This is a genomic window from Acinetobacter sp. MYb10, from assembly GCF_002980175.2.
Taxonomy (GTDB): Bacteria; Pseudomonadota; Gammaproteobacteria; order Pseudomonadales; family Moraxellaceae; genus Acinetobacter; species Acinetobacter guillouiae.
The window spans coordinates 3,311,250-3,323,351 of record NZ_CP058272.1 but is presented as its reverse complement, the minus strand read 5'-3'; the positions used below and the strand labels follow the sequence as shown (position 1 = coordinate 3,323,351).

Below are 12,102 nucleotides of genomic sequence, written 5' to 3'. Positions count from 1 at the left end.
CTGATTTCCACCCATCATGATCTTTTAACCTTTCTTCACTAAATAATGAAATTCCTTATTTCCAGCATCATCTAGTACTTCTTCTTGTAAAATCAACTCATGACCGAGATGCATACAAAATTTAGGAATGTCCCAAGAGGTTGAATTATCAGTTGCAAATACTTCAACGACATCACCTGATTTAGATTTACGAATTGCTTGATGCAACATCATTACAGGCTCAGGACAACGTAGTCCACGCGTGTTTAATTGAATGCTTGCTGTAGGCATCGGTTCAGACATTATCTATTCTCAAAAAGAAGCGAAATCAATCAATAATTTTAACACAAACTCAAATAATGAATAAGGCTTGCAATATATCTATAATATGACACATACATTCATCTATTTACCTTATTTAATAGATAGACATCTGTGTTTTCTTCGGTATGATAAAAAAACATTTACTAGATATTAAGCGTCTTTAGGAAAGATCATGCACGAGGAATCAGGCCCATCGTGGGGAATGCGTGGCTTACGCAAATGGTTAGGAACAGCGCCAGAAACCCGGGATGAACTGCTAAAATTAGTACAAGATTCACGTCGTTTTTTAGAACCCGATACTGTTGCAATGTTAGAAGGCGTATTAGACCTTCCTGCAACAAAAATCCGTGAAGTCATGACTCCGCGCACAGCGATGGTCAGTTTGCAAGAAGATGATCAACTTCTTGATATTTTAGATATTCTTATTGAATCCGCACATTCACGTTTCCCTGTTTTCTCTTCTGATCAGCCTGAAAACGTGGTGGGTATTTTACTTGCTAAAGATCTTTTACCCTTTTTAACTGATCGCTCATCTGTTGTCGATGTGCATGCGTTAATGCGTCAGCCATTATTTGTCCCAGAAAGTGCACGATCCGACCAAGTTTTGAGAATGTTAAAAAACACTCAAACCCATATTGCCATTGTAATTGATGAATATGGTTCAACAGCAGGTCTGGTCACTTTAGAAGATATTCTGGAAGAGATTGTCGGCGAAATTGAAGATGAGCATGATAACGTTGACGAAGAAGCGCAATTTATCATTCCAGATACAACCCATACCACAGCCAATACATGGATTGTGCAAGCACTTACACCAATCGAACATTTTAACAATGTTTTAGATGCTGAATTTCCTGACGATGAAGTAGAGACTATGGGCGGATTACTGCTTCAAGAAATTGGTCTAGTGAGTGATCTTCAAGGCCAAGTGGTTGAGCTTGAAGATTGGGAATTTACAATTATTGAAGCAGATGCACGCACTATTCATCTGATTCGAGCTGTACATAAATGAGAGCATACTTTGACAAGCTGTTAAATTCATCACAACAACAAAAACAGCTGCCCTTCATTTTCCCATTATTGATTTCGTTAATGTCAGGCGCAGTGTTCAGTTTAGCACTGGCGCCTTATTATTGGTGGTGGTTGGCAATTTTATCGCCTGCGCTGCTGTATGCTTGCTTAAAAAGCCGTACACCACGCCAAGCATTTGCGATTGGCTTAAGCTATGGTTTTGGCCTATGGTTTGTTGGCGCATTCTGGCTCTATACATCGATTCATGTGTATGGAGATACCAATGCTGTATTAAGTGTCTTGATGATCGCCATCATGGCCATTGTCATGGGGCTTTTTACCGCGATTCAGACTTGGGTATATCGTAGATTCTTTCCTGAAACGCCATTAACTTTCGCTCCTTTGTGGGTTATTTTTGAATGGTCGAAGACTTGGGTCTTTACTGGTTTTCCATGGTTATTTGCAGGTTACGCATTCACTGAACGACTCTTAGATGGCTATGCTCCACTTTTTGGTGTGTTTGCAGTATCTTTTGTTGTGATTATCCTTGCTTGTGCATTGGTTGAAATTTTAAATAGAAAAGTCTTTTGGATCTTTCCTGCAATCATTTTAATCCTTGGCGCATGGGGCGCATCGTTTATCACTTTCGTACAACCGAAAGCAGAAAAGCCGCTCTCCGTTTCTTTGATTCAAGGCAATATTCCGCAAGATTTAAAATGGTTGACTGAATATCAGGTTAAAACCTTAGAAATTTACGTCAATTTAAGCCGTACTGAATGGGGGCGTGATCTGATTATTTGGCCAGAATCCTCGATTCCACTGTTCCAAACAGATATTCAACAATTCTTGGATATGATGGATCAACAAGCCAAAAGTTCAGGCACAGCATGGGTAACGGGTATTCCTTATTGGGACTTAAAAGAATCGCAGAAAAATGGCTATCCAATGTACTACAACAGTATGATGGCTTCTGGCGCGGATTCTTCAGGCTTATATAAAAAACAACGTCTGGTGCCTTTTGGTGAATATATTCCACTTTCAGGATTATTGGCTTGGGTGTTACCTGCGCTACAAAATGATCCATCCATGAGTGGATTTTCCCAAGGTGCATCCAATCAGAAACCTTTTAATATTAAAGGACATGATTTAGCTGCAGCCATTTGTTATGAAGTGGCCTATCCGAATCTCACTCGACGAAATGCGATTAATAGTGACTTTTTAGTGACTGTTTCTAATGATGCTTGGTTCACCGGTACAGCAGGCCCATTACAACATCTTCAAATGGTGCAAATGCGTGCCAAGGAAAATGGACGTTGGTTTATTCGTGCAACCAATACAGGCGTAACAGCATTTATTGACCACAATGGGCATATTGTAAAACAAGCCCCTGTAGATCAAAAAGCTGTGCTTCGTGGTGATTTACCAGCCATGCAAGGTGAAACTTGGTACACCCGCTTTAGCGATTACCCTATTTTATTGCTATCCCTCTTATTATTAATTTTAGGCTGGATCTATCGACCGAAAGCAGTCGATATTAGCTTTAAATCTAGACGTTAATGCTTGAATCCCTCATCTCTGGTTTAAGGAGATGAGGTTAGCTTCAACAAAGCGCTTGATTCAATCATTAAAGTAACTTTGTGCCCAATGGCACATTTGCATCAGGCACACACAACGTCACATGCCCATCTTGATTATGGAAACCCGTCACTAAACACTCTGATTGAATCGGTCCAATTTGTTTTTTTGGAAAGTTCACAACAGCAACCACAAGCTTCCCAATTAAATCTTCAGGTTGATACAGGTTGGTAATTTGCGCACTCGATTTCTTTACACCAAGCACTTCACCAAAATCAACATGCAAAATATAAGCAGGATTTCGCGCTTTCTCAAACACTTCGGCTTGAATAATTTTTCCTACCCGTAACTCTACTTTAAGAAAATCATTCCATTCTATTTGTTGCATTGCTGAGTCCTCGTATTTTTATCAATTCATCTCAAGAGATAAAATCATTTTAGATAAATTTAAAGCGATCAACCTTATACAAAACAGACAAATGATCCTGTTAAAAAGACAATCATGTTCAATCCAGACTCAATCCAAGCCCTATCAAAACGAAATTGAAAATATTTTCGGCGCATTTTTTATTATATTTTTTTCAAGTTTATGCTAAATTATTTTCGCTGATCATAAAGTCGTAAACGTTTACGTCAATCAACGTGCCAACATATCTCCAACAAGGCTTGGGGCTATTTAAATCAAGATTTTAATATTTTGGTTCGGCACTGGCGTTTGTTGGTTTACGGAGTAAAAAATGCAAAATTCTAAATCATCTTATTTTAATTTTAAAAAGATTCCACATCGCTATGCAGCGATTGTTTTACCTTTGTTACTGTCTATTATCATGACATTTATTGTTTCATGTATCAGTACATTCAGAAGCATGGGTTTTGAGAATTTTTCGCTATACACATGGCTTTCAGCTTGGGGGATTTCTTGGCTGATTGCCTTTCCAGTGTTACTGTTTATCTTACCTATTGTGCGCAAAATCACCATGAGCCTGGTTCAGCCGACTTAGTTGAATAAACCTGAATCATTAAATTGTAGTGCAAAAAAACCGAGGATTATACCCTCGGTTTTCCATGATATTTCAACTAAAGTTGAGTCACCAAATAAGACATCATTGCAGCTAAAAATAACATTGGCACATAACGATATGAACGTACTAAATATTGTTCTAATAATGATGAGAATTCAGTTTTTAACTGAAATACTGTCAAATTTAAGGCATTATAAAAACTAATAATAGATAATGCACTAAATACGCTAATCGCCATAAAACCAATCATGATCTGGCTATTGGCATCGGCAACTTGCCAAATATTGAGAAAAAACTGGCTAATCGGTAATAGGCTCAAAATTAAAAGAACAGATTTGAGCATAGTCCAATGAAATTGGCTGATTTCATCTGGTAATAATAATGCTTTCATCTCATCCTCCTAAGCAATTCAGATTGCCCTGAGAACTATTATGCAAGCTTTTAATTAAATAAAAAGTCTATTTTTATACACAATTTAACTTTCTTGTAACTATTAAATATGGGAATAATTCTTATTATAACTCTCAAACATCGTTATTTTAAATAGCTGTTATATTTCAATAAATTAAATACACTTTAGCAAACAAGAAAGATTATCACTTCACTCAAGATTTATTAACTCGATTAAATGAAGTGATTAATCCCATAAATAATCTTCAATTAAGGTTGGTAATAAATATCTGCATCATTTCCTTCACCACCTTGTTTACCATCGGCACCAAACGAATATAAATCAAATTTACGACCTTCAGAACCAGGGATCACATATTGAATATCATTTTCCCAACTGTCTTTCGGATAACCACCTTTAACATAACCACCAGGTAACCAGTTTTTAGCCGTTGCAGGTTGATTTACAAGCGCGTCTAAACCACCTTCTTGGCTTGTCGGATAACGCCCATTGTCCAGTTTATACTGGTCTAAAGCACCCGCTACACCTTTTAATGCAATTTTAGTGGTGTCAACTTTGGCTTTTTCACCACGTCCCATCACATTGGGTACGATCAATGCTGCAAGTACGCCTAAAATAACAATCACAACCATCACTTCAATTAAGGTAAAACCTGACTGACGAGTCCTATTCATCTTTCGTTGCATCTGCTTACTCTCTATATATTCTTTATAAAAATAATTGGCTTAAATCATATTGTTCATATTGACGATTGGCAACATGACTGCAATCACAATAACCAAAACAATACCAGCCATAAACACCAACATTAAGGGTTCCAGTAAAGCCAATAATGTTGAAATAAATGAGGATACTTCTCGATCCTGCATATCTGATGCACGGCTTAACATTCGATCTAACTCACCCGAAGCTTCACCGCTTTTAATCATTTGTACCATCATCGGTGGGAAATAACCACAACGCTCCAATTGTGTTGCAAGATTTCCACCTTCTGTGACTTTCTCTGCTGCAATATTAACAGCATCTCGTATCACCCAATTGCTACTCACCGCTGCTCCAATTTTTAAAGCATCAACCAATGGCACGCCTGATTGGGTAAGAATAGATAAGGTACTGGCAAAACGCGCTGCATTTATACCACGAGATAATTTACCAAATAATGGCAATCTGAGTGTTAAACGATCAAAAGCATAGTGCCCCGCAGAAGTTCGCAGGAATCGAATTAATAAAAAGATCCCAACCACACTAAACACCAGCATAAAGGGCCAAGCCTGCCGAATAATCTCACTGGCTTTCATTAACGCCACAGTGATCCATGGCAAGGCTTGCTTACTTTGGTCAAAGGTTTTAACAATGTCTGGAACAACATACGTCATTAACCCCATCACAATCGCAAAAGACATAAACATCAAGATGATTGGATAGATCATCGCACCTTGAATTTTCTTTTGCATGGCAAAGCGGTTTTCGGTGTAATCAGATAATTGATCTAAAATTAAATCTAAATGTCCTGAACGTTCACCCGCAGCAACAGTCGCAATATACAAATCTGGAAAGCGTCCTGTTTGTTGCATCGCTTGAGCCAAAGAGTGCCCTTCAAGCACTTTTGAACGTGCCGAAAGTAAAAGATTTTGTACATGCACTTTTTCACTTTGTTTGGCAACTGCTCGTAATGCTTCCTCTAAAGGAATCGCAGCAGCGACCAAAACAGAAAGTTGACGTGTCATTAAGGCCAGATCATAAGCCGAGAATTTACGTTGAAAAAATCCTGAACTTTTATTTTTATCTTTTTGTTCAACAGCATCCACTGTGACAGGAATCAATTCCTTGTCCCGTAGTTGTTGTCGAATCTGGCGTGCTGAATCTCCCTCTAACACGCCTTTTTGCTGCTTTCCTGAAGCATCAATTGCAGTAAATTGATATGCTGGCATTATTATGCTCTAGTTTTCCAAAATTTTTTGATTACGCTGTTGCGTCATACCCTATAAATCATTCATATTCATGTTTATAGATGACTGTTACACTCTAACACAAGCCGAATCTGGACATGAAACAATTTCATCACAGCCTCACTAAATTAATGAGTCACTAAATTAAAAATGTCGAATACCCTTGCTACGCCACAGACGATTTATCGTATTCAAGTTGCTGTTCCAGTCTATTTGAATGACTGCTTTGATTACCAAGTCACCGCTGAACAATATGCGCAAGCTGAAGTCGGTGCGCGTGTTGCAGTGTCTTTTGGCAGACAAAATCTGATTGGTGTTATTGTCAAGAAAGTACCGATTGATGAACCTGTGGATTCTCATTTTAAACTCAAAGCCATTACTGAACTGTTAGATGAACAGGCCATTCTAGACAGTAAAGTTTTAAGTTTATTGACATGGTCATCACAATATTATCAATTTCCTATCGGTGAAGTGATTCAAACGGCGTTACCTACCTTATTACGCCAAGGTAAACCTTATAATTTATTGGCACGTATCTGGAAACTTTTAGACTTACATGCCGAAGACAAAGTTAAGCGTTCTGAAAAACAACAAGAAGCCTATAAAATTTTAAAGCTACACCCGAAAGGGACACAGGAAAACATTCTTAATTTAAGTGGTGTTGAAACAGCCACACTCAAAGTCCTTGAGAAAAAAGACATTGTTCATTGTGATTTAGAACCACAAAATGTCACGCCAGAACCTGTGCAATTGGCACAGATGCCACTCACGCCAAATGACGATCAGAAGAAAGCCATTCAAGCGATTTTAAAAGCGCAAAAAAAATATCAAGCGTTTCTACTGGATGGTTTAACTGGGAGTGGTAAAACCGAAGTTTATTTGCAAGTGATGCATGAAGTACTTAAACAAGGCAAACAAGTTCTGGTTTTAGTGCCTGAAATTGGCTTAACCCCACAAACCATCAGCCGTTTCCAATCACGTTTTCATTGCAATATTGCCTTACTACATTCAGGGTTAAATGACACTAAACGTTTACAAGCATGGCAGCATGCGCAAACGGGCAAAGCCTCTATTATTTTAGGTACACGTTCTGCAATTTATACGCCTTTGCCGCATTTGGGTTTGATTATTTTAGATGAAGAGCATGATCTTTCGTTTAAACAGCAAGAAGGCTTCCGCTATCATGCTCGCGATGTGGCCATGTATCGTGCACATTTAGAAAATTGCCCGATTATTTTAGGTTCGGCCACACCAAGCATCGACAGTTATTATCTTGCTCGCCAAGAAAAGCTGACACGGATTGAGTTAAATCAACGTGCTGGTGCCGCAATCATGCCGAAAATGCATTTGATTGATTTAAAAGTGGCAAAAAAACAGCATGGCTTAAGTGATGTTTTGATTGCTGAAATCAAAAAACGTTTAGAGAAAAAAGAACAAGTTCTGATTTTTTTAAATCGCCGCGGTTATGCCCCTGTGCTTATCTGTGAAAGCTGTGGTTGGCAGGCCAATTGCCCCAACTGCGATGCTCACTTTACCCTGCATTTAAAGCCTTATCAGCATTTACATTGTCACCATTGTGGCACGATTAATCGTATGCCTGATGCTTGCCCTCAATGCAATCAACAACAATTAAAGCCAATTGGCATGGGAACTGCCAAAGTTGAAGAAACCTTGAATGAGCTGTTCCCTCACTTCCCCGTCTTGCGCGTAGATCGTGACTCAACCAGTCGGGTTGGTAGTTGGCAAAAGATTTATGATCAAATCCAAAAAAGTGAACCGACCATTTTACTTGGCACTCAAATGCTGGCAAAAGGACATCACTTTCCTTATGTCACCTTAGTGGCAATTTTGGATATTGATGCAGGTTTGTTGAGTGTGGATTTCCGTGCCACAGAACGTACTGCGCAATTAATTATTCAAGTTGCAGGTCGTGCGGGTCGTGGTGAAATGAAGGGTGAAGTCTATTTACAAACCCTAAGACCGGATCATCCGTTATTAAACACCTTGATTCATAATGACTATCGGACCTTTGCCAAACAAACCTTAAAAGATCGCCAAGCCGCACTACTTCCACCCTTTCGTTATACAGCTTTGATCCGTTGTGATTCAAAGCATCAGGAAGAAAATTTAAAGTTTTTGACTGAAATGACGCAGCTCCTTAGACAAACTGCTGAAGAGAATTTAATTGATATTTGGGGACCGATTCCAGCTCCGATGGAGCGTAAAGCAGGTCGTTACCAAGCCCATGTGGTTTTGCTTTCTCAAGATCGGGCAAAAATGCATTTTTATATTCGTCAATGGTGGCAACAGCTGTTACATAGCAAACCCTCTACGATGAAAGTCACCATAGATGTTGATCCGCAAGAGTTGAGTTAAAGTCTTAATTTAGCTTATTGCTATACAAATCGAGAGAATGAACCGAGTCTCACTTAAACCGCTTCTGCATTTTGCATCGTTTAGCTATGCACAATGTAGCTACTACATGGCGATAAGCATGTCATCGTTAAGTGAGCCTATAGAACCACCCCCTTACCTCGCTAATCATTTTTAAATTTTTATTGGGTAAAAAGACAATTTCTCAATAAATATCTCCAAGTCAATCACAAAATCACGCTACAATTTCTAAAGAAAGAAAAAAACTTAAGGCAAGTGAATGTCACTGTTACTCCAAATCACCATCTTCCTTGGTGCAGCATTAATTCTGGTTCCTCTAGGGAAAAAACTCGGTATTGCCACCGTACTGGGTTACTTATTTACAGGAATACTTCTAGGTCCAAGCGCGTTTAACATCGCCAATGATCCAGAGGAAATCATGCACCTTGCAGAATTTGGGGTGATTTTACTGATGTTCCTGATTGGTTTAGAACTTCGCCCACAGCGTTTATGGGAAATGCGCCAATCCATTTTTGTGATGGGAAGTTTACAGGTCGGGGTTACTGGTTTGGTGCTGATGGGAACCATCTATTTAATCTTTCAACAATCACTCCCCGCAAGTTTTGTGATTGGTTTTGCCTTAGCACTTTCTTCAACCGCCTTTGTTTTACAGCTTTTGGAAGAAAAACAACAACTCAATACCACTCATGGTCAGCAATCCTTTTCGATTTTACTTTTTCAGGATATTGCTGCAATCCCCCTACTCGCCATCATCCCTCTCTTAGCGGGTAGCGAATCAAGTCATCATGGTGTTGCTTACTTTGCTGCGATTATCGCCACGTTCACAGGTTTATTTCTATTTAGTCGTTATGTGATGCGACCTTTTTTCCGCTTTGTGGCAAAAAGTGGTGCAACAGAACTGATCACAGCCGTTGGCCTATTTATCGTGCTGGGTGTGGTGTTGTTGATGGATACACTCGGGATCAGCACAACCTTAGGCGCTTTTTTAACAGGTGTGCTTCTGGCTGACTCTGAATTCCGTCATGAGCTTGAAGCCAGTATTGCGCCCTTTAAAGGTTTATTGCTCGGTTTATTTTTTATGACGGTGGGAATGACCACACAAATCTCGTTAATTGCAGATATGCCATTACTGATTATTGGTGGCGCAGTCAGTTTAATTCTGATCAAAATGATCGTGATGGCAGCCATTGCACGTTATAAAAAAATGAGTTGGACCAATAGTTTAATGGTCGCAACCTGTTTAGCCCAAGGGGGTGAATTTGCCTTTGTGGTATTAAACGTGGCAAAAAGCGAAAAAGTACTGGCTGAAGCAATCATGGAGCCCATCACCTTAATTGTGACCTTATCCATGGTACTGACCCCCATCTTCTTTTGGTTGGTAAGTACGCAAGTATTGCCCTTAATCAATAGAGACAGTGCACCCAAATATGATGAGATTCCCAACGAACACCCTGCTCTTATTGTCGCTGGTTTTGGTCGTGTAGGGCAAATTGTTGCTCGTTTGGCGCGTATCCGTCATTTTACCTTTACCGCCATTGATAATAATTTACAAAAAATTGATTTTGTTCGACGCTATGGTGGTACTTTGTATTATGGCGATGTGACTCAACCCGATTTACTCCGTGCAGCCGGAATTGAGCAGGCCAAGGTTTTTGTATTGGCAATTGATAATGTTGAAGATTCAATGAATGTTGCGCGACATATTTTGCTCAATTATCCAAACCTTACCTTATTGGTTCGAGCACGAGATCGTTATCACATGCACCTCCTGCGTGATGTCGGAGTTAAACATATTTGGCGTGAAACCTATTTAACGTCCTTGGGTATGGGTTATCGAGCATTGTGTGAACTGGGCATGAGTAAACAAGAGGCTTATGATAGTGTTGAGCTATTTAGAAACTACGATGAAGAACTGTTAACACGTCAACAGCGTATTTATACCGATGAGCAAAAGCTTTTTGAAAGCTATCGGGACTTTATTTCGGAGCTTGAGCACCTGTTTGAAAGCGATGCGCAAGTTGAAAACCACAATCCTGAACAATACAAAGATGTTCCAGATTTGGATGAATCAGGCTTAGAAAGACCCACAGCAAAAGCTCAAACCACACATGCCAAGCATGATCGTATTAATATTATGCGTGATGACGAAAATTAACTTTAAGATGCACCGTTTTTCAGGTGAAATAAACTTGTGATTTATAATATCGCCACCATCTAAACAGGGATTTGGAGAATTTTATGTCTGATTTACGTCAACGTTTTTATATTGAAGATAGCCCTGTACGTGGTGAAATTGTACATTTAGATACAGCACTACAAACGATTCTATCGCAGCGTAATTATGCGCCTGCTGTGCGCATTTTATTGGGTGAAATGTTGAGTGCAACAGCATTACTTGCAAGCACATTAAAAATTAAAGGACGTATTAGCTTACAAATTCAAGCACAAGGTACATTCAAATGGGCGATGGCTGAATGCAACCATTTAGGTGATGTACGTGCACTTGCAGACTATGAAGAAGATCCGCATTTTATGTTGAGTGAAGACAGCAGTACTGTGCTCAGCACGTTGCAACAACCTGTTTTATTTATCAATATTGAACCTGAATTTGGTGAGCGTTATCAAGGGATTGTGCCACTTGATCAACCAACGCTTGCGGCTTGTTTAATGCAGTATTATGACCTTTCTGCACAAATTCCAACACGTATTGTCTTGGCAAGCACCCATCACAATGCAGGCGGATTACTGATTCAGTTATTACCTCGTAATAATGAAGAAGAACAACAACGTGTAGATGAAGATTTATGGCCACGTTTGATTATGTTGACGCAGACCTTAAAGCCTGAAGAATTGACGGATTTAACCGCACAAGAAATTCTTTACCGTTTATACAATGAAGAAGAAGTTCGTCTGCCAGACGTTGAACAGCTTCAATTCAATTGCACCTGTTCACGCGATAAATGCAAAAATGCATTGATCCAGATTGGTCTAGATGCGGTCAAAGAAACCCTAGAAATTCAAAATCCAATTGAAATGGATTGCCAATTTTGCAATAAAAAATATCAGTTCACTGCAAAAGAAGCTTTGAATCTGTTTGGTGAGCATTTGAGTTAATCTATTAAGATCTGAATGGTTTAAGTTTGCAGAAATTTAACTATCGATTTTTACCAAGAAAAGAGCAAATTCAGTTTGCTCTTTTTTTCCAATTAAAATTCAAAGCATAATCAGCAAGTTTTATAAATTAAAAGGTTGAATAGCTATTTAGAATCGTCATTTACTTATCCAAAGCACCAACCCGAACACACAAAGCCCATAGAACATGAAACACCACCTTTATCAGCAATAAGTGGGCTTTTGTGCTAGATAAGTTTTGAAACAATAACCACACTAAGTTGCTCTTCCATCTGCAGCCAAAAAGGCATAAAACTAGAATAAA

At 39.1% G+C, this 12,102-nt stretch carries 11 protein-coding genes; 6 read left to right on the top strand and 5 right to left on the bottom strand.

Going from position 1 to position 12,102, the window contains the following annotated elements:
- Window positions 1-24 precede the first annotated feature (24 nt).
- Entirely contained in the window at window positions 25-282 is a 258-nt protein-coding gene (tusA, locus tag CQZ96_RS15460) for a sulfurtransferase TusA (RefSeq protein ID WP_004725563.1), read from the bottom strand.
- 193 nt (window positions 283-475) lie between these two features.
- Here tusA and CQZ96_RS15455 point away from each other — a divergent pair, with 193 nt between their 5' ends.
- Window positions 476-1,315, top strand: a complete 840-nt coding sequence (locus CQZ96_RS15455; RefSeq protein WP_004816763.1) for an HlyC/CorC family transporter — start codon at window positions 476-478, stop codon at window positions 1,313-1,315.
- Entirely contained in the window at window positions 1,312-2,871 is a 1,560-nt protein-coding gene (gene lnt / locus CQZ96_RS15450) for an apolipoprotein N-acyltransferase (RefSeq protein WP_105713856.1), read from the top strand. Before CQZ96_RS15455 ends, lnt begins: the two co-directional genes overlap by 4 nt.
- Window positions 2,872-2,938: 67 nt before the next feature.
- On the opposite strand, the gene CQZ96_RS15445 is transcribed toward lnt, so the two are convergent.
- Window positions 2,939-3,277, bottom strand: coding sequence for a tRNA-binding protein (locus CQZ96_RS15445; protein ID WP_105713855.1), 339 nt, complete (start codon window positions 3,275-3,277; stop codon window positions 2,939-2,941).
- Window positions 3,278-3,626: 349 nt separating this feature from the next.
- Here CQZ96_RS15445 and CQZ96_RS15440 point away from each other — a divergent pair, with 349 nt between their 5' ends.
- On the top strand, window positions 3,627-3,890 hold the full coding sequence (locus CQZ96_RS15440) for a DUF2798 domain-containing protein (RefSeq protein ID WP_034617824.1): 264 nt from the start codon (window positions 3,627-3,629) through the stop codon (window positions 3,888-3,890).
- Window positions 3,891-3,966: 76 nt separating this feature from the next.
- Here CQZ96_RS15440 and CQZ96_RS15435 read toward each other — a convergent pair whose 3' ends face one another.
- The 3 genes from CQZ96_RS15435 to gspF form a co-directional block, all read right to left on the bottom strand.
- Window positions 3,967-4,302, bottom strand: a complete 336-nt coding sequence (locus CQZ96_RS15435) for a hypothetical protein (RefSeq protein ID WP_004725552.1) — start codon at window positions 4,300-4,302, stop codon at window positions 3,967-3,969.
- 269 nt (window positions 4,303-4,571) lie between these two features.
- Window positions 4,572-5,009 (bottom strand): type II secretion system major pseudopilin GspG, encoded by a 438-nt coding sequence (gene gspG, locus CQZ96_RS15430; protein ID WP_004725550.1) that lies wholly within the window; start codon window positions 5,007-5,009, stop codon window positions 4,572-4,574.
- Between the two features lie 39 nt (window positions 5,010-5,048).
- On the bottom strand, window positions 5,049-6,254 hold the full coding sequence (gene gspF / locus CQZ96_RS15425; protein ID WP_004725548.1) for a type II secretion system inner membrane protein GspF: 1,206 nt from the start codon (window positions 6,252-6,254) through the stop codon (window positions 5,049-5,051).
- Window positions 6,255-6,422: 168 nt separating this feature from the next.
- Between gspF and CQZ96_RS15420 the strand changes: the two genes are divergently transcribed.
- From CQZ96_RS15420 to CQZ96_RS15410, 3 genes are all read left to right on the top strand, one after another.
- Entirely contained in the window at window positions 6,423-8,648 is a 2,226-nt protein-coding gene (locus CQZ96_RS15420) for a primosomal protein N' (protein WP_105713854.1), read from the top strand.
- Window positions 8,649-8,925: 277 nt separating this feature from the next.
- Window positions 8,926-10,821, top strand: coding sequence for a monovalent cation:proton antiporter-2 (CPA2) family protein (locus tag CQZ96_RS15415; protein ID WP_105713853.1), 1,896 nt, complete (start codon window positions 8,926-8,928; stop codon window positions 10,819-10,821).
- 83 nt (window positions 10,822-10,904) lie between these two features.
- Window positions 10,905-11,780: an Hsp33 family molecular chaperone HslO gene (locus CQZ96_RS15410; protein WP_004725526.1), complete on the top strand. Its 876-nt coding sequence runs from the start codon at window positions 10,905-10,907 to the stop codon at window positions 11,778-11,780.
- Window positions 11,781-12,102 lie beyond the last annotated feature (322 nt).